Source organism: Psychromonas sp., from assembly GCF_047632955.1.
GTDB lineage: Bacteria > Pseudomonadota > Gammaproteobacteria > Enterobacterales > Psychromonadaceae > Psychromonas.
Genome location: NZ_JBLIED010000006.1, coordinates 77,054 through 96,498, shown reverse-complemented (window position 1 = coordinate 96,498; position 19,445 = coordinate 77,054). Strand labels below are relative to the sequence as shown.

At 42.3% G+C, this 19,445-nt stretch carries 16 protein-coding genes; 7 read left to right on the top strand and 9 right to left on the bottom strand.

Annotated elements, in window-relative coordinates; all coding sequences use genetic code 11:
* Window positions 1-39: 39 nt before the first annotated feature.
* Together ACJAZP_RS06455 and nspC are read left to right on the top strand one after the other, a co-directional pair.
* Complete coding sequence (locus tag ACJAZP_RS06455; RefSeq protein WP_415229920.1) at window positions 40-1,257, top strand: carboxynorspermidine synthase; 1,218 nt, start codon at window positions 40-42, stop codon at window positions 1,255-1,257.
* Between the two features lie 81 nt (window positions 1,258-1,338).
* Window positions 1,339-2,469, top strand: coding sequence for a carboxynorspermidine decarboxylase (gene nspC / locus ACJAZP_RS06450; protein WP_415229919.1), 1,131 nt, complete (start codon window positions 1,339-1,341; stop codon window positions 2,467-2,469).
* Between the two features lie 85 nt (window positions 2,470-2,554).
* Here nspC and mtgA read toward each other — a convergent pair whose 3' ends face one another.
* Window positions 2,555-3,277 (bottom strand): monofunctional biosynthetic peptidoglycan transglycosylase, encoded by a 723-nt coding sequence (mtgA, locus tag ACJAZP_RS06445; RefSeq protein WP_415229918.1) that lies wholly within the window; start codon window positions 3,275-3,277, stop codon window positions 2,555-2,557.
* Window positions 3,278-3,593: 316 nt separating this feature from the next.
* Here mtgA and ACJAZP_RS06440 point away from each other — a divergent pair, with 316 nt between their 5' ends.
* On the top strand, window positions 3,594-5,249 hold the full coding sequence (locus ACJAZP_RS06440) for a putative bifunctional diguanylate cyclase/phosphodiesterase (protein ID WP_415229917.1): 1,656 nt from the start codon (window positions 3,594-3,596) through the stop codon (window positions 5,247-5,249).
* 192 nt (window positions 5,250-5,441) lie between these two features.
* The gene (locus ACJAZP_RS06435; protein ID WP_415229916.1) at window positions 5,442-7,121 is read left to right on the top strand and encodes an alkaline phosphatase family protein; all 1,680 of its coding nucleotides are present in this window, start codon (window positions 5,442-5,444) and stop codon (window positions 7,119-7,121) included.
* A 96-nt stretch (window positions 7,122-7,217) separates the two neighbouring features.
* Here the strand turns inward: ACJAZP_RS06435 and ACJAZP_RS06430 are convergent, their stop codons facing one another.
* From ACJAZP_RS06430 to ACJAZP_RS06420, 3 genes are read right to left on the bottom strand one after another with little or no spacing between them, the layout of a single operon-like run.
* Window positions 7,218-7,874, bottom strand: coding sequence for a sortase domain-bontaining protein (locus ACJAZP_RS06430; protein ID WP_415229915.1), 657 nt, complete (start codon window positions 7,872-7,874; stop codon window positions 7,218-7,220).
* Window positions 7,855-8,268, bottom strand: coding sequence for a hypothetical protein (locus tag ACJAZP_RS06425; RefSeq protein WP_415229914.1), 414 nt, complete (start codon window positions 8,266-8,268; stop codon window positions 7,855-7,857). Before ACJAZP_RS06425 ends, ACJAZP_RS06430 begins: the two co-directional genes overlap by 20 nt.
* Before the next feature lie 27 nt (window positions 8,269-8,295).
* Entirely contained in the window at window positions 8,296-9,039 is a 744-nt protein-coding gene (locus ACJAZP_RS06420; protein WP_415229913.1) for an OmpA family protein, read from the bottom strand.
* Window positions 9,040-9,250: 211 nt separating this feature from the next.
* Here ACJAZP_RS06420 and pdsR point away from each other — a divergent pair, with 211 nt between their 5' ends.
* On the top strand, window positions 9,251-9,955 hold the full coding sequence (pdsR, locus tag ACJAZP_RS06415; protein ID WP_415229912.1) for a proteobacterial dedicated sortase system response regulator: 705 nt from the start codon (window positions 9,251-9,253) through the stop codon (window positions 9,953-9,955).
* Window positions 9,952-12,111 carry a proteobacterial dedicated sortase system histidine kinase gene (pdsS, locus tag ACJAZP_RS06410; RefSeq protein ID WP_415229911.1) on the top strand — a complete coding sequence of 720 codons (2,160 nt, stop codon included), beginning with the start codon at window positions 9,952-9,954 and terminating at the stop codon, window positions 12,109-12,111. Before pdsR ends, pdsS begins: the two co-directional genes overlap by 4 nt.
* A 90-nt stretch (window positions 12,112-12,201) precedes the next feature.
* Here pdsS and ACJAZP_RS06405 read toward each other — a convergent pair whose 3' ends face one another.
* Complete coding sequence (locus ACJAZP_RS06405) at window positions 12,202-13,218, bottom strand: diguanylate cyclase domain-containing protein (RefSeq protein WP_415229910.1); 1,017 nt, start codon at window positions 13,216-13,218, stop codon at window positions 12,202-12,204.
* A gap of 552 nt (window positions 13,219-13,770) precedes the next feature.
* On the opposite strand from ACJAZP_RS06405, the gene ACJAZP_RS06400 reads away from it, so the two are divergent.
* Window positions 13,771-15,552, top strand: coding sequence for a putative bifunctional diguanylate cyclase/phosphodiesterase (locus tag ACJAZP_RS06400; RefSeq protein ID WP_415229909.1), 1,782 nt, complete (start codon window positions 13,771-13,773; stop codon window positions 15,550-15,552).
* 15 nt (window positions 15,553-15,567) lie between these two features.
* Here the strand turns inward: ACJAZP_RS06400 and ACJAZP_RS06395 are convergent, their stop codons facing one another.
* Genes ACJAZP_RS06395 through norV form a run of 4 tightly spaced genes read right to left on the bottom strand, consistent with a single transcriptional unit; the run spans window position 15,568 to window position 19,425 of the window.
* Entirely contained in the window at window positions 15,568-15,906 is a 339-nt protein-coding gene (locus ACJAZP_RS06395; RefSeq protein WP_415229908.1) for a DUF1971 domain-containing protein, read from the bottom strand.
* Window positions 15,907-15,952: 46 nt separating this feature from the next.
* Complete coding sequence (locus ACJAZP_RS06390; protein ID WP_415229907.1) at window positions 15,953-16,726, bottom strand: ferredoxin--NADP reductase; 774 nt, start codon at window positions 16,724-16,726, stop codon at window positions 15,953-15,955.
* A gap of 18 nt (window positions 16,727-16,744) precedes the next feature.
* Window positions 16,745-17,890 (bottom strand): NADH:flavorubredoxin reductase NorW, encoded by a 1,146-nt coding sequence (gene norW, locus ACJAZP_RS06385; RefSeq protein ID WP_415229906.1) that lies wholly within the window; start codon window positions 17,888-17,890, stop codon window positions 16,745-16,747.
* Window positions 17,887-19,425 (bottom strand): anaerobic nitric oxide reductase flavorubredoxin, encoded by a 1,539-nt coding sequence (gene norV, locus ACJAZP_RS06380; RefSeq protein ID WP_415229905.1) that lies wholly within the window; start codon window positions 19,423-19,425, stop codon window positions 17,887-17,889. The genes norW and norV overlap by 4 nt, the downstream gene beginning before the upstream one ends.
* Window positions 19,426-19,445: the final 20 nt, after the last annotated feature.

Here is a 19,445-nt window from a genome sequence, read left to right as displayed (position 1 = left end):
CTTACAGAAAACCATAGATTACTCCACAAGGACTTTAAAATGTCAGTATTACAAATAGGCGCCGGTGGCGTTGGTTGGGTTATTGCCCATAAATGTGCCCAGCATAACGATGTATTTGGTGATATCACTTTAGCTTCCCGCACCATTTCTAAATGTGAAAAAATTATTACCTCTATTAAAGGGCGTAACAACCTTAAAGACACCACTAAAAAATTGACAGCGCTAACGGTCAATGCCGATGATCTTAATGCACTGGTTAAGCTTATCAATGAAGTAAAACCGGATTTGCTGATCAATGCCGGCCCTCCCTGGGTGAACGTCACTATCATGGAAGCTTGTGTTTTAACCAAAACAGCTTATCTGGATACTTCGGTTGCGACCGACTTATGCAGCCCCGGACAGCAAGTGCCTGAAGCCTATGATCCGCAATGGGCCTTTGCCGAACGTTTTAAAGCAGCCGGTATTACCGGTATTTTAAGCGCCGGTTTTGATCCGGGTGTGGTTAGCGTTTTTGCAACCTATGCGCATAAGCACCTGTTTGATGAAATTGACAGTATTGATGTGATGGACGTTAATGCCGGTGATCACGGTCAAAAATTTGCCACCAACTTCGATCCTGAAACCAACTTGTTAGAAATTCAAGGTGATTCTTTTTACTTTGAAAATCAGCAGTGGAAAAGTGTTCCCTGCCATAGCCGAGTAATGGAATTTGATTTCCCCGTGGTTGGCCCGCAAAAAGTTTATTCAATGGCCCACGATGAAGTGCGTTCTTTGGCTCAATATATTCCCGCTAAACGTATCGAATTCTGGATGGGTTTCTCTGATACCTACCTTAATTACTTTAATATGATGCGTGATATTGGCCTGTTAAATCCGGAGCCGATTACCACAGCAGAAGGTATTACGGTTAAACCGCTGCAGGTATTAAAAGCAATTTTACCCGATCCTACTTCCCTTGCAGCCGGTTATACCGGTAAAACCTGTATCGGAACCTGGATACGCGGGCAGAAAAACGGTCAGCCTAAAAGTGTCTTTATCTACAATATCTGTGACCATGAAGAGTCTTATATCGAAGTTGAGCATCAAGCCATCTCCTATACCACAGGCGTTCCTGCGATCACCGCTGCTTTGCTTTATTTTCAGGGTAAATGGAACAAGGTCGGTTTATATAATGTCGAACAGCTTAATCCGGATGATTTCTTAGATCTTATGCCGCGCCTCGGTTTAACCTGGCAGGTACAAGAGTTAGAGGCTTAAACTCCGCTTACTTTAAGCGAAGGTCTCGACCTTCGCTTTTATTTTTATCCTTACATTTTAATCTGCCAAAAGACCCCCACTATGCCCTTTAATGAAAACCAGTTAAACACCCCTTATTTTATGATCGATGAAACAAAGCTGATTGAAAATCTTGAAAAAGCCAAACAGCTTAAAGATATTTCAGGGGCTAAATTAGTCCTGGCATTAAAGTGTTTTTCCACCTGGGGCACTTTTGCTACGATCAAACCCTATTTAGACGGCACCACCAGTTCGGGCCCTTTTGAAGTTCAATTAGGCCATCAGACCTTTGGCGGTGAAACCCATGCCTACAGCGTCGGTTATTCTAAACAAGATATCGATATAGTTGCGCCTTTATCGGACAAAATCATCTTCAATTCATTAACCCAGTTAGATGCCCATTTTGAAGCAGCGGACCCTTTTGCATCTTTAGGCTTGCGCATTAATCCCGAGCGCAGTGTTGCCGGTCAAGATCTCGCCAATCCAACCCGCCCCTATTCGCGTTTAGGGGTCAAACAGGATTTACTGGATTTATCTGTGCTTGATAAAATTGATGGTTTTATGTTTCATATGAACTGTGAAAACACAGATGCCGATGCTTTTATCGATATTTTGGATCATATTTCAAAGACCTTTGGAGAATACCTAAGCCAGCTTAAATGGTTGAGTTTAGGGGGGGGAATTTTTTTTACTGCACCGGATTATCCTATTGAAAAACTGGGTCTGGCGTTAAAAGCCTTTAGTGAAAAACACCAGCTGCAGCTTTATTTAGAGCCCGGTGAAGCGATTATTACCCGCACCGCGGATCTGGTGGTTAGCGTGATTGATATTGTTGAGAATGATAAAAAAACAGCCATTGTCGACAGTGCAACAGAAGCACATCGTTTAGATACTCTAATTTACAATGAACCGGCCTCGATTGGTGAAGCATCTAATGATGGAAAATTTCCCTATATCATAGGATCATGCTCCTGTTTAGCGGGCGATCTATTCTGTGAGACACAATTTGACGAAGCACTGCAAATTGGACAAAAATTACATATTCTCGATTCTGCCGGTTATACCATGGTCAAATTAAATTGGTTTAACGGTTTGAAAATGCCCAGTATTTACTACAAGCGTGTGGATGGCGAAATTGAGCTGTTAAACTCCTTTGATTATCAGGATTATAAAAATAGTTTAGGCCAAGGCTAAGCTAAATTCAGCAAGGCAAAACAAAGCTAAGCTAATCAAAGCAAAGCAAAGGCTATTTTTCTGCAATAACGGATTTATAGCCAAATCAGAGGTTCCGCAGATAACCAGGTCCCCCTAATGATTTAACCGCTATCTGGATTTGCGCAGCGCGCTGCAGCACATACTGCGAAGGATATTTAGCTGACAGCCCCTTAGGGTTAGGTAAGACCGCCGCTAAAAGTGCGGCCTGGTGAGCACTGATTTGACTGGGCGAGCGGAAAAACAATTCCCGGCTTGCGCGCCCTATCCCGTAAATCCCGGGGGCAAATTCGACCACATTAAGATAAATCTCCAGAATTCTGCGTTTAGGAAGAAAGCACTCAATCAGCACCGTAAGATAAGCTTCCAGCCCTTTTCTAAAATAACTTCGTCCGGACCACAGATAAATATTTTTCACCAGTTGTTGGGTAATGGTACTTGCACCACGGGTTTGCTCTCGGTCTTCATTTAACGCCTTGGACAGCGCAGTAAAATCAAAACCATAATGATGTGGAAATTTCTGATCTTCAGATGCAACGATAGAAATCGCCAGGTTGTCGGCAATATCGGCATAAGGGATCCAGTTTAAAGGGATCAATTTTTGCTCTTCAAGCGGCTCCTGAACAATAAAAGCGGTTGTAAACGGGTTAAACCAGCGTAAAGGCAGGGTCAATAATACACTGACAGCAAATAATGCACAGCAGGCGATCAGAGCATAAGAGACAAACCGTTGTTTTAAGGTTTTATTAGTGTGCCTCGTGTGCTTAGTGCGCCGCCTAGCCTTTTTCATTGTTTAAATAATCCCGAATCCAGTTAAAATTTTATTCATTATACTGGTTTGTATGACTAATACTATTGTGTTTAACTATCTGATCAAGCTTGCTGAATAAAATCAGCGGGCTGCTGCGCATCTATCCCTGGGCCGTTGTTGTTGATCAAAAAAACAACATTTAGGCTTTTTTTCCCCCACTTTTTTGATTTTAACTATTTGTTTTTAAATATTTAAAGGGTATAAATGTTATTAACTTAAGTGACAATGTGTCAGTATAACTAGCAGACCGTGAGTTTATACAGGAAGAGCGCATGGATGATAAAAAATTATATGTATGGATAAAAAATTATATGTATGGATAAAAAAGCATCATAGGCGTATTGAACCGCTTATGTTGCCTATCATTGTGCTTCTCGTGACTGGCGTCTATACACTGGTATATATGACCGGCGGTAGTAAATATGTTTATGCGCACACCATGTACATACCTATATTAATAGCCGGCATGGTATTTGGTATAAGAGGCGGTGTCTTAATTGGGCTGCTTGCCGGGCTGGTATTAGGACCTCTCATGCCGCTTGAGGTCAGCACCGGTGAGGCGCAAGCCATGCTTGATTGGCTTTTTCGCTGTGGTTTTTTTATCCTGATAGGATTTATCTGCGGCGCGACAACTGATAGCGTCAGATCTTATCTTCGACATATAAAATGGCTTGCACATCATGATCCCTTTTCCGGTTTACCTAACCGGGCTGCATTGTTCGAAAAGTTAAAAGAAATATTGTATGACCAATCGAACGCTTATATTTTTGCGCTTATCTCTATTGAAAATGAAAAAGAATTATTACCCGTATTTGGTTTTAGTATCGTTGATAACGCAATTGTACAATTGCTCAAGCGTCTGCAAAAGAAAACCCCGCAAATACTCTCTGTATTCCGTATCAATACAGCGCAACTGGGGGTGTTGGTAAGGCTTTCATCTAATTGGGAAGATCAACATTTTTTTGATGAGCTTTCCACGGTTTTTAGAGAGCCTATCCTGTTTGAAGAAATCCCTATCCATCTTGATATAAGAATGGGATCAACCGTCCTCATAGATTGTAATGAACCGCCTGAACGTTCTCTGCAAAAGGCGGAGAGTGCTCTGGCGGAAGCATGTTATAAAGCCTGTGATCACATCAGTTTCACACCTGCCATTGCTACCACCAGCAGAGAAAATATTATTATGCAGGGTGAATTACAAAATGCACTGACCAACAAGCAGCTTGCCCTTCATTATCAGCCCAAGGTAGTCATTTCAACCGGTGCGGTGCATAGCGTAGAGGCTCTACTGCGCTGGAACCACCCGCAAAAAGGCAATATACCTCCCGGCATCTTTATTCCACGTGCGGAGGAAAGCACGCTGATCAACCAGATAACTTTTTATGTGTTGAATGAGGCAATGATACAAATGGTATTGTGGAAAAAATCTGGCATAAACATTCCAGTTGCGGTCAATATTTCGGCACATAATCTATTACAGTCAGACTTCAGCAATGTTGTGTTTTTTCTTCTTGAGTATCACGGTTTAGGCGGTGAGCAATTAGAGTTGGAAATCACCGAGGGCGCCCTGATGCTCGATACACAACGCGCTATTGTTGAGCTGAATAAACTTTCTGAAGCAAAAATTACACTTTCAATTGATGATTTTGGTACGGGGTATTCCTCATTACAATATCTGCACCAACTCCCGGTTTCATTTATTAAAATTGATCAATCCTTTGTGGGTAGATTGCCGACTGATAAATCTGCCATTTCTATTGTAGACATGGCGATTAGCATGGCCCATAAAATGCATATTAAGACCATTGCAGAGGGTATAGATGACAAACAAAAATATGATTTTCTTAAAAATATCGGCTGTGATCTGGCGCAGGGTTATATAATATCCCGCCCGTTACCGGGAAATGAGTATGCAAAATGGCATCGGCAAAATAACGGTGTTTTCAGGTAAAAACCACCGTTCCTGTAAGCGAAAATATTTAACCATTTAAACCAACAAAGCAGCTTGAATAGATAGGATTAAAGATCAATTTCTTAATTTGCTTGCGCAGTGGCGGTTTTTGTATTTATTTCCATTATGATTTTGATGACCTAAGCTAAAATACGCAGATATCAACAGTGACCTTCTTTAGGAAAAAATAATATGAAAAAGTATAATAGGCTGTTCTTATTGGCATTTATTTTGTTGCTAAACAGTTTATTTTTGATCAGTGCAGCTAATGCTAATGAGCAGATTAAATTGGTGCTGCAAATTACCGTGGACGGATTTCGCGGTGATTTACTGACCCGTTATAAACACCATTATGGTGTTCACGGTTTCCGTTATTTATTGGATCATGGGGTTTATTATGCAAATGCGCATTACTCTCATGCAAATACCGACAGTGTGGTTGGTCATGCAACGCTGGCGAGCGGATCTTATCCGGCCGATCACGGCATGATTGGCAATATCTGGTTAGATCCCGATAGCGGCAAACAAGTTAATAATGTTGAAGATATTAACTCCCCGCTTTTAGCCGTCACGGATTTATTGCCCGATAACCAAGCTGTCAGTCAAGAGCGCATTAGCGGCCGCTCTCCAAAAGCGATGCTTGCGACGACCTTTTCTGATCAGCTCTTTATAAATACAGCGGGTCGATCCCGAGTGTTTGCTGTATCAGCTAAAGATTATGCTGCCATTTTGATGTCCGGGCATATGGGCAAAGCATTTTGGTTTTCAGGCGCGACCGCTAACATGGTTTCTTCCACTTATTATTATGATAGCTACCCTGAGTGGGTTTCCCAATGGAATGCTCAAAAATTGCCAAACCGTTATGCCCAGACAAGCTGGGAACTGAGTAATAACAGAGAGCAGTATCTCTTTTCCGAGCAAGATGACCGTCCCTATGAAGTTGATTTAAATGGGTTTAGCAGAACATTTCCACATCCCTACGGGGATTTAGACAAGCCGCTTTTTAGCACCTTGTTAACGGCCGGCCCGGCGGGAGATGAATTAGTGGCGGACTTTGCCAAAGCGTTAATTGCCAATGAAACCTTAGGCTCAAGAATACCCACAGATTATTTGTCGGTCAGTTTTTCAAGTTTAGATACCAGCAATCATCTGTTTGGCCCTTCAAGCTTAGAAAGTGAAGATATCATTGCACATCTGGATAAAACCCTCGCGGACTTATTACAATTTATTGATAAGCAGATTGGTCTGGAAAATACTTTGATTGTATTATCCGCGGATCATGGCATGCCCGAGGCCGCCGAGTACATTACCGAGTTGGGTTTTCCTGCGGGGCAAATCAGCAGTGACGAAATTTCTGCAGCAGCCAATGCCATCGGCAAAAAAGAGTTTGGTATTGAGGGTGTTGTTAAAGCTTTTATCCGCCCGTTTATCTATCTGGATGAGACTAAAATAAAACTTACCAAGCTGACCCTTAAAAATGTCGCAACGCACATTGCCAAGGCTTTAAATGATCTCGAGGGGATCGGATTTTCAGTGGCTAAAAGCGGTTTACCCGCATTAACGGATAACCCGATTGCTCAGCAAATTAAACGCAATTTTCATGCACAGCGCGCCGGTGATATTTATATCGCACAAGCGCCCTATTGGTTATTACAAGAAACAAACGAGGATGCGGTAATGAACGGCTCGCCCTGGTCTTATGATACCTATGTGCCGATTTTATTTGCGGGCGCAAACTTAAAAGCGCAGCGTATTGACCGCCGCGTTCATCCCGTGGATATCGCCGCAACACTTGCGACCTTAATGTCTGTTACCCCGCCCAGTAATGCGCGAGGCAGCGTGCTGGAAGAGGTTGCCAGTCAGCGCCCTTAGCATACAAATAGTCTTGTTATAGTATTGTTATAGTATTGAAATAGTGTAAAAAATAAATCAGATCGCCTGTTATTGCGCCTACAGGGCAATAACAGTTTAATTTTTAAATTGTTTATTTAACCATGCTAAATTAATATCAGCAGAAGGCTGTTTAATTCTTTTTGCAATCACCACATAACATAACCCACGGTTGATAAGACGGCTGGTAAAGGGATAACAGGTGGTCAAGGTTAGTATCTCCTGATCGTTTACAGCCAATACTGACAACTTTTTTTCATTGACCCTTTTTGTGACCATCACCTGATAGTTATATGGTAAATTTGGATAGCTATGCAGCGTTAACAAGCTGTTTAACTGCACCTCCTTAAGCTGCTTAAAATAGCTATCATTATGTGCCACAACTACACTGTTGCCGGCTTGCCCAAAAGCGCTACTTGACACCATCCACGCAGGTGCAAGGGTCAAATGATTCGCGCTCGCACCTTTGAGCACCATTAAAGGGGCTTGCCCGGCAATACTTAGCTCCGCGATAGGGCCGCTGTCTGCCCATGGCCAGGGTTTATGGGGTTTCCCATCCTCCAGTTGAGAGACCCAGGCAATGCTCAGTAAGCGCTGCGCAAGCATCGCTTTACCCTGTTGATAGATACCCGGAGCAAAAAAACAGATGGCAATCAGAGTAATCATCAACAGTACTTTATGGTAAAGGCTGAGCCTTCTGCTGCTGTTTTTTTGGCTAGCTTTTATATATCTCATTTACTCCTCCCTGCCACGGATTAGCTCTTTTAAGATGAATAAAATGACGCTCAATAATCCAAAATGTCGCAGCAACAAGCAGCAACCAAAATCCTATTTTGGAGTTTAAATCACGGCCAAAACTGGCTTCCGCCAAGGCCATAGTATTTCCCCCTAGCAGCGCCGATTGATTAGCACGGCTTTGCAGAGTTTGTGAAGTTTGCAAAGATCTATTTTGCTCAGCGGCAGGCAAAGTTCTGGAATGGATGATAATCTGCAGTTCCTGCCCATGCGCAGGCAGTTCATTACCCGACAACTGACTGGACAGTAATACCATAAAGAGCAATAAAAGCATTCTAAGGCGCTGTCCGGTGAAATATTTGTGGCATGTCTCTGGTGGTTTGAAATGTCTCATAAAGCGTCCTTTATTTTCTGATTAAAATTAAAAATTAATGACCGCAGATCTCATAGTAAGGAACGGATTTTGTTCAAACGAAAGATTCGTAGCAGCTGTCAACGCCTGTTCCGATAACGGCTGCTGTAACTGTTCAAGGTTTAGCGGATGGCGCTCAGCGGGGGTTATTGATCGGCTTAACTGTTTTGCTAATGCCGCCACTTGTGCTTGATAAGGGTGAACTTCAACACGGCGGTTGCTGGCGCGGGTTTGAGTAAATTTTAAAGGCGCGCTTTCACCTAGGGAAAGAACCGATAATTGCGCTGCCTGCACGCCCTTATCCAGCAAGAAATCCGCGACAGCCTGAGCGCGTTGCGCAGCAAGTTGGAGATTAAATTCAGCCGAGCCGCTTTGATCCGCGTGCCCGACAATTTGCCAGATACTCTGTTTAGACTTTGCGGCCATTTTTATGCGCTGCGCGGTAACGCTTAAGGCGCTAAAATAGGCAGGTTTTATTTGAGCTGACGCAAGGTCAAATAAAATCCTCTCTTGGCTTAGCAGTTGAATGTCATCATGCATAAGCCTGGACGGAGCAGACACTGGCGCGGCTAAGGGAATGGTTTTTAACGGAGCAAGCGGAATCGGGTCATGGATTCGGTAAGTGTGACTTTGCTCTGCCAGATAGCCCTTATTAAAATGATCCTGTAATGCAATTATCCCGCCGGTAATGACCGATATGATCACAATACTGATGGTGGATTTTTGTGAAATTGATTTCTTAGTCGTGTTCATTCTCTTTTATCCTCTCGTTTGTTAATAAATTACTTTCTTCACTTTTTTTGATGCTCTTATTTAAGCAGAGTGTTATGTCCTTTTAAGGTTTAAAAAAAGGCAAAAGGATGATCAATGATGTTCAAAAAATGGCAATCGCTGCCCCGCCCTTTTGCCTGAGCATTTTTCATATATACTGAGTTTTCCTTCAGCTGCTCAGCAAGATATAAATATGAAACGAATTGCGATTGTCGAAGATGAAAAATCAATCAGAGAAAATTATGCAGATTTAATGAATAAACAAGGTTATCAGGTGGATACCTATGCGAATCGACTGACGGCTATTGCCGCCTTTGAGATCCGTTTACCGGATTTAGCCATTATTGATATTGGCTTGGGCAATGAATATGAGGGAGGATTTACACTTTGTCAGGCATTACGTCAGCTTTCACAAAGCGTGCCTATCATTTTTTTAACCGCACGCGATAATGATTTTGATACTATTTCCGGTTTGCGAATGGGAGCCGATGATTATTTAAGCAAGGATATTGGATTGGAGCATTTAATGGTGCGGATCAGTGCGCTATTTCGGCGCATTGATTTACAGCAAAAACCCACGGACCAGAAGCGCATATTAACGCGTGGTTTATTATCCATTGATAACGATAAAATGCAGATCTGCTGGACAGGACAAAGTCTGGATTTTACGGTCACGGAATTTTGGATTGTTCATGCGTTGGCAAATCGGCCAGGAATAGTGCGTAACAGGCAACAATTGATGCAGGATGCAAGAATGGTTGTTGACGACAATACCATCACCTCCCATATCAAGCGAATTCGCAAAAAGTTCCTCTGCTTGGATGCAAATTTTAATGAGATCACCGCGCTCTACGGCATGGGTTATCGTTGGGATATTTCCGCAGAAGCAAACGCGTGAAAAAGCTGATACTCGGATTACGCACCAAAATCATTCTGTTATCCAGCTCACTATTGATCTTACCCTGGTTTGGTTATCAATATTTGCAGGAAATGGAAAATTTTCTGCGCCAGGGGCAGGAGCAGACCCTGATTGGCACAACCCAAGCCGTGGCAACCGCCCTGCATGAGCGGCCCGAGCTGTTTAATGCACAAGCCAGTTTCGTGAATGAGCTTGATGCCGGTAAAGATTTATATGCCTATCAGCTTGAACAGGCTATCAATATTGACGGTTTGTTAAATGATTGGCAGGGAGGTCAGCAGCAGAGTCTTTTTTACGGGCAGAAACAGGTCCGTTTCCAAACCGATAAAAACACTAAAAACCCGATCTCCTTTACCCATCAATTGGGTAAACGTAACGGCTATTTATACGCTTATTTGCAAGTAATTGATAAAAAACCCGTTTTTAGAGACATTCATGCGCCTCGGTTGGATCAAAACGATCATCTGATCATTGCGCTGTCCAGTCCTCAAGGTCTGCTACAGCGTTATATTGTCTCGGTCTACAAAAGCGGCTGGTTTAACGCGTATCTGATGCCCGGCTTAGGCGCTGATATTAAGCAGTTACCACGCGAAAAGCGCATTCAGGGATTTTGGAAATTAAGCGCTTCCGGTTACACCATCGAATTGCGTTTGCCACTGGACATGCTGGGTAATAAATTAGGCTTTGCGCTGCATAATGTATCCAATCCCAACACACACCGAGTGGACAACATTATCTCAACATCAAATACCGACGATTTAGCCGAGCTGGGCACGGTATTAGTCCCTTCGCCAGAAATTAAACGCATATTAAAAGGAATGAGCCATACAAAATCAAAAATCTGGGTGGTTGATCGCCATCAACGGGTGATCGCTGAAAGCGGCGATATACTTCAGGCTGATGGTGCCTGGGCCTCGCTTCAGGCACCACCGGAGTCTCAGTGGAGCAGATGGCTATCCAAGTTACTTACCCCTCTCTACGCACTTATTCTATCCCCGCCCGACGGCGCCTTCATCGATGACTTAAAAGATGCAACGCGTTTAAACAGTCAGTTTATTGAGCAGGCCTTAACCGGTCAGTTACAATCAAGCTGGCGGGTCAGTAAAGACAAAAAAGCGATGATTTTATCAGCCGCTTATCCGGTTCTGGTCGGTAATCAGGTGATGGGAGTTGTGGTTGCCGAAGAGACTACCAACGGTATTCTGGCACTGCGTAATAAAGCCTTTGAGAAACTCTTTAATATGCTGATCAGTATCATTTTTATTGGCGTCTTAGTACTGTTTATATTTGCCTCGAATATCGCGCGCCGTATTCGAACATTACGCAATCAGGCAGATAACGCTATTGATTCACAAGGGCGTATTTCAACCCCCTTTTCAGCATCGTGTTCAACGGATGAAATTGGTGACTTATCCCGGGGTTTGGCAGAAATGGTTAACCGTCTCGGCCAATATCATCATTATTTAGAGCAGCTTGCACCGCGTTTATCCCATGAATTGCACACCCCGGTTGCGATCGTACGTTCCTCATTAGAAAATCTTGCTTTATTACCACAAAATGAAGACAACAAAAAATATATTAAGCGCTCACAGCAGGGTATTAAACGCCTTAATCGTATTTTAACCAGTATGAGTGAAGCAACACGCATTGAGCAAAGTCTGCAGCATGCGGAACAACAGCAGGTTATATTTAATGATCTGGTTAATGGCTGCGTGCAGGGTTATCAAATGACCTACCCGGCCTTTCAGTTTCAATTATCACAACCTCAGCAAACCCTGCAGATTGTTGCTGACCCTGATTTTATTGTGCAGCTGTTTGATAAATTAATCACCAATGCGATGGAGTTTAGCGACACCGAAAATGCCATTGAAATAACACTCAAAAAAGAAGGAGGTTTTGCTTGTCTGCTGGTCAGTAACCGAGGTCCGCTATTACCGGACAATATGACCGATCAACTGTTAAACTCAATGGTTTCTGTACGCACCAAAAAATCGCAGGATAAAACCCATCTGGGGTTAGGCTTATTTATAGTAAAAATGATTGCAGAGTTTCATCGAGGGGAAATAATAATCAAAAACAGAGCGGATGGCTTGGGGGTTGAGGTATTACTGCGTTTGCCTGTTGCCGGGTCGTAAAGTAGACCGATTCTTAACCGCCCGCCACTGATAAACTATATATCGAGCGATGAAAAGCTACAAAAGAAAATACGCGTACTCGAAAGAGGGCTAAATAACCAGGCTTAAGATTTTATTTCTGCCGCTGTTTTTAGCCTGGTACATTAAATTATCTGCCTGCTCATAAATCGTTAACATACTTTTACTGTTATGTTTAATAGTCACTATGCCGAGCGAAATCGTTAAAAATTGATAGTTTTCATTTTGCACATGCTCAATCGCTAAATTTTCTACGCCCTGACGAATATGATCGGCAAATTCCCGACCGTTCACCTCATCATTGCTGTAAAACAACAAACCGAACTCTTCTCCACCTAATCTGAAGATATAATCATCGGCACGCAATAAACATTTTTCCAGAAAACGAGATAATAAAATCAGGGCATTATCACCCGCCAAATGGCCATAATTATCATTATAATTTTTGAAATTATCAACATCAATAATGGCAAAATTTAATAACCGTGTTTGCCGCTTTGCAATGCTTAAGCTGGTTGCAAATATATCGTTAAATTTTCGCCTGTTATACAATCCGGTTAATGGATCGGTAACCGAATGCTCTTCTAATTGTTGCGTTTTTTCTTGTAATGCCTGCTTCTGATTTTCTAATTCAGTCACATCAAGCATCACCCCTACTGTGCCTATCACATCTTGTTGCAGATTATTCACCGAGGCTTTGTGAAACAGATAAATTCGCACTAAACCATCGGCACAATTTACCGATGATTGAAACACCAGCTTACCCGGGTTTTCAAGTAAATATTGATCTTTAGCGTGATATATCTGAGCCGATACAGCGGGTATGTATTGTCCTAAATCAAACAGTGTTTTGTTCATTATTTTGTCTTTGCTGACACCGAAAATGACCTCTGCAAAGCTGTCATTACAACTTCTGTAGATGCCCTGCGTATCTTTAAAAAACATCGGAATAGGAATAGCATTAGCCAAGGTGTGCAAAAAATGAGCATCTTTTACTGATTCTTTTATTAAAGATTTGGACTCCGTAAGGTTTTTTTCCAATAACTCAACTCGAGCTTCTAATTGTTGATAAGTTAAACTTTTCTTCATAGAATATCCAAATAGTGCCATTATAATAATTAAACGCGATATCATATCAATCACATTAATTTAAACCTCTTATCAGGTTAAAATTAATCCGGGCTTCCTTGCTTACTACTAACATCTTATTATTCAAACCATTTGCTCAGCCAGAATAGTTAAAACCATCGTACCAATGACTTAATTCCCACTTACTTAAATGCCAATTATTGAGCTAAAAAGCTGATAAGTTTTTGATCCTCTTATGATAAATGATTTTTTGAATTAAAGCATTAAAATAACTTCCCTAACTCCGTTTGCCTGACAGAAAAATAATGAACTTGCCATCTGCTAAATTAGAATCATCAACAAGTACTTCGCTTATCAAAATACAATCTATTTGAGGTCAGATATTTTATCAATAAGATTGTTAAAACAGAGCAGATCCTATAAGCAATTACCAGAATTAAGCCTATTATTAATAAAATAGAAATGCTTCATGTTTTATGCGTAATTTTTCAAAATAAAAAATAGTTTATGGGCTCTCATCCTCAATAATCAATGAGGATTTATAAAAATAAGGTGGCTATTATTTTTACAACTACACTAAAATCCCGGTTATTTGCAAATGAAGCTGCAAATGAAATCAAACTAAACGATATAACACTGCGCAAAAATAATGAACAAGCGACTCAGCTAGCGGCATCGGTATATATAAATAGCAGTGAAGGCATGGCGATAACTGATGCAAACGGGTTCATTTTAGATACTAATCAGGCATTTTCTCGGTTGACCCAATATTCACAGGAAGAAATTATCGGGCAGAGTTTCTCAAAATTGTGTTCAGGTGGTCATAATAAAAATCTTTACAGAGAAATGTGGGAACAAATAAAGACCACTGGCCACTGGCAGGGAGAAATTGAAAATAGGCGCAAAAATGGTCAACTGTTTAGCCAGTTATTAACCATAGATACTGTTTATAACGAAACCGCAGGCGTGGATCATTATGTGGCAATTTTCACGGATATTACCGCGAGTAAAGAAGCGCATAAACTTATTTGGCAGCAGGCCAATTTTGATCCCCTCACCCGCTTACCAAACAGAGCCATATTAAAAGACCGAATAGAAAAAGAGATTGCACGATCTGATCGGCGTAATAGCATGTTAGCAATGCTGTTACTGGATATCGATCTCTTTAAAGAGGTCAATGATGCTTTGGGTCATGCGATCGGAGACGAGCTGTTAATTGAAGTTGCCCGGCGTCTGACCTCCGCGGTCAGGAAGGTCGATACCGTGGCGCGCTTGGGGGGGGATGAGTTTGTGGTGTTATTGAGTGATATAAAGGATCTCTCCGACGTCAATCTTATCACCCGTAATATACTTGAATCTTTAGCTCAGGTTTACCATCTGGAGCATAACAGTATTCAAGTAACGGCCAGCATCGGCATTGCTTTGTATCCACACGATAACCTCTGTCTCAAAGATCTATTAAAATCTGCGGATCAAGCAATGTATACCGCCAAAACGCAGGGCCGTAACCGTTATTATTTTTTCACGCCGGCAATGCAGGCGGCAGCCCTTTTGCGTACTGATTTAATCAAAAACTTACACGACGCAATTGAAAAGCAACAATTTACACTTTTTTACCAGCCTATTATTGATTTACAAACGGGTAAAATAGAGAAAGCAGAAGCATTAATCCGCTGGTTACACCCAACTAAAGGCACCATAAAACCCGTTGACTTTATCCCCCTTGCTGAAGAAACCCGGTTGATCAATCCGTTAGGTAAATGGATATTCAGCACCGCATTAGAACAGGTGAAGTTACTTAGACAAACTGTTAATAAAGATTTTCAAATTGCGCTTAATATTTCGCCCGTACAGTTTTCTTCTCCTGAAAGTGAGATGGAAAATTGGCCCACCCAACTGTTCAATGTCAACGTAAGCGGCAGTGCCTTATTGATAGAAATAACCGAAGGGTTAAAAATGCATGCCGGTCAATTCACGCAGACGCGGTTATCAACCTTAAAAGGCGTGGGTATGCAGTTAGCCCTTGATGATTTTGGTACGGGTTACTCCTCTTTATCCTATTTACAGGAGCTCAACAGCCATTATGTGAAAATTGACCAAACATTTGTGATGAATATTAGCGAAGGTAATGAAGCGCTGACCATGTGTGAAGCAATCATTATTATGGCTCATCGATTGGGCATAAAGGTGATTGCCGAGGGCATTGAAACAAAATCACAAAGAGACTTATTAACAGCCGCGGGATGTGATTTTGGACAGGGTTATCTGTTTTCAAAACCCTTAAGCAGTGAACAGCTGTTAGATTTTCTGGTAAAACATAATAACCAGCTTTAGTAAAAACCAATAAGCTTATTTTTTGGCATTGAACATAGGTTTATCGCGCAGGTCCTTAGCCGCCCAGAAATTGAGATTAAACTGCGCATCGTCACTCATTTCAACACGATGCCAATATTGTGGCGGACTGGTTGCAAACTGTCCGGCCTTAATCACTACTTTTATTTCCGGCACAGTAGCCTTCGCATCTGCAAAACCGTAATAGGTGACCACCCCTTCCATGACGCATAGCTGGCCAAAGACATCTGCAGCCGTATTATGGTGAGACAGCAATGCAGCAGGGACATTATCTTTAGTAAAGAACGGGGTTGAACGTTGAATTTCCCAGTTAGCTGGAATACGTAAATGACTCATAAGTAACTCCTTAAATTAATAATATAGTTGTATTAACGATAAATTTTTACCAATAATTTTCTGAACTGAAGTGACCGGACTTTCTGCGCAGGTGCTTACGGTAACCCATATTCACTAACGCCTCACTGGTATCGCGCACCATGCTCGGATTACCGCAGAGATAGAAAAAACTGTTCTCCGCCGTCAATTTTATCTGTGCTTTTCTAAGTAGCTCACCAGATTGTAATAATTGCGGTATTCTGCCCTTTAATACCCCAGCACAGGACTCCCTTGATAGCACAGGAACATAACGTAACTTGCCCTGATAACGCTCTTTTAATGCCTGTATTTTGCTTTGATAGACTAATTCGTCTGCTCTTCTGACCGCATGCACCAGGACGATATTAGTGAATCTTGATTGTGTCTGCAGCTCATCTAAAATCGCCAGGAACGGGCCAATTGCGGTGCCTGTCGACAGTAACCATAGGTCGGTCATCGAATCAGGTATTTCATTCAGGGTCATAAAGCCGCTAGCCATTCGACCCACATAAATGGGATCATCTCTGTTTAACGCATTTAAGCGCGGGCTTAATTCGCCATCGGGATCGGTAATAAGCAAAAACTCCATTTCCTGGCGACCGTTTTTATGGTTTGGACTGTTCACTAGTGAATAAGCACGGCGAATCCACTCACCGGCTTCATTCTGCAGTGCCAATTTAGTAAATTGCCCCGCAACATAATCATTAATAGGCGCATTCACCCTGAGACTGAACACAGTGTCAGTCCAGTCAATGCGATCTGTGACTGTGCCTTTAATTAAACCATCAGGTAGTTCATGCATTCACTGTCTCCTTTTCCGTTATAAGCTGGCGGGTAATTCGCGCATCATCGGGAAAGCTTTGCTCATATGTTGCTCAGTCACAATAAAACCAATTAACTTTTTATCACTGTCATAGGATTTAACAGAGCAACCCTCGGCATCGATATCAATTTGCCAACTATCAACACCAACCACCGTCTGTCCTGCCATCTGCATCGGCAATTTAGGTGTTTTAACTTTGATCAGCATGGCCGGCAGTTTTAATGTAGTTTGCTGCGCTAATAACGTTTTTGCCAGAGCATTTGCACTGAGCAGAATAGGCTGCAGATAAGCCATTACTTTACCGTTAATTTCGGCGCAGTCCCCTAACGCATAAATGTTTTTCTCCGACGTCTGCAGCTGCAGATTGACCACTATTCCTTTATTAGTCTGCAGCTCAGCCTGTTTGGCCAGCGCAATATTAGGCCGCAGTCCGGCGGCAGAAATAACACAATCTACCTGATATTGTTGTCCCGAATTTAATAGGACATTAATGCCTAACTCTGATTTAGTTAAGGATTTAACCGTATCCCCCAGAGCAAGTACGCTTCCCGATTTAAGCAGACTTTTTTGCAGCTGCAGTGCAATAAATTCCGGCAGCATTGCTGACATCAGCGACGTACAGGGATCGGCAATAATGACCTTTTTCCCACTACTGTCTAAATCCATTGCCAGCTCGGTACCAATCAAACCGCCACCAATAACCAGTACTGACTTAGCCTGTTGAATTTTCAATTGCGAAGCTTCGAACTCCCGCAGACCATTGAGTGTCAGTACCTGGTCAACCGCATCCCCCTGCATACTGGGAATAATGGCCCTGGCACCGGTTGCCAGTACCAGTTTTGAATAATGTAAGCTTTCACCATCGACAGAAATAGTTTGCTGTTGAGGGTTTATTGCCGATACAGCGGTAAACGCATGCAGAGAGACTTGATACTCCTTGGCAAATTCTTCTCCGCTCATGCGGATCAAGTCAGCGCAGGACTGCTGTTTCGAAAATGCATGGCTGAGATCGGGTTTATTATAATCGTGTCCCTGATCATGGGTAAAAACATGAATTTCCTGCTGCTGGTCAGTGCGGCGTATGGTTTTAATAAGCTGATAAGCGGCAAAACCACTGCCGATAATAAAGATTGGCGCGTTCATGATGCTTTTACCGCTTTAATGGGTTCAAATACGTCTTTCCCCATTGCACATTCAGGACAGAGGAAATACTCCGGTACATCAGCCCAGGCAGTATTTGGCTCGACACCCTGATTGGGTTCACCAATAGCGGGATCGTATACCCAGTTACACACGGTACATAACATTTTTTGCTGCGCATCTGCGGGCGTTGATTTTTCATTTGCCATGGGCGCAACTGCTTGAATATTTTCGGCAGGCGCAACATTCTGCGATTGCTCGGTAGTTGCCGTTGTGACGGCAGCAGGGGCTGATTGCGCTTCTAAGGGTTTTATCACCAGGGGTTCCATGTTATCTAAAGGATGCAGTGCCCAGTTTTTAGCAATAATACGGCCATGTTCACGGCATTCAAGCATCGCTTTACCATCGGGCCGCCATTTAGTTTTCAGAGAAATCGACGTGTCAAAACCGGCATCCATCAAACGCGTATGAATTCGGTCAACCGCTCCGCCATTCCAACCATAACTGCCAAATGCAGCCGCTTTTTTATTTTTAAAGCGCAGACCGCTGATCTCTTCCAACATACCCGCCACCTTAGGCATCATGACATTATTCATGGTGGAAGAGCCGACTAATATCCCTTTTGAGCGGAATGCACTGGTTATTATGTCATTCTTATCTTGACGTGCAACGTTAAAGACTTTAACCGCTACTGCGGGGTCAATATCATGAATACCCTGAGCAATAGCATCGGCCATCATGCGCGTATTATTAGACATAGAGTCATAGAAAATAGTAATACGATCTTCCTGATAAGCATCGGCCCACTCTAAATATTTATGAATGATTTGGGTCGGATTATCTCGCCAAACAACACCGTGCGCCGTGGCAATCATATCAACGGGCAGATTAAAGCTAAGCACCTCTTTTATTTTTGCTGTCACTAGAGGACTAAAGGGCGTTAATATATTGGCGTAATAACGCTGACATTGATCCATCAGTTCATTCTGATCAACTTCATCATTAAACAGATGCTCATCACAATAATGTTGACCAAAGGCATCATTACTGAATAATACCGCATCGCCGGTCATATAAGTCATCATACTATCGGGCCAATGCAGCATTGGTGTTTCAATAAAGACAAGTTGTTTGCCATTACCGAGGTCTAAACTATCACCGGTTTTTACGGTCCGGAATTTCCATTCGGGATGGTGATGGATCCCCACGATAGAATCAATGGCATTTTCAGTACAATATATTGGAGTATTCGGGATTTTAGCCATTAATGCTGCTAATGCGCCGGAATGATCTTCTTCAGCGTGATTGGTGACAATATAATCGATGTCGTTAAGATCGATTTCCATTTCTAAATTCTGTATAAATTGCAGACTAAAACTCTCTGCAACGGTATCAACTAAGACGATTTTTTCTTCACGAATTAAATAACTGTTATAACTTGTTCCCTTGGTTACTTTATACTCAGTACCGTGAAACTCCTGAACTTCCCAATCGCGTTGACCTACCCAGTGAATATTGTTTTTAACATGAATTGTCATAATAATACCTTGTATTTTGA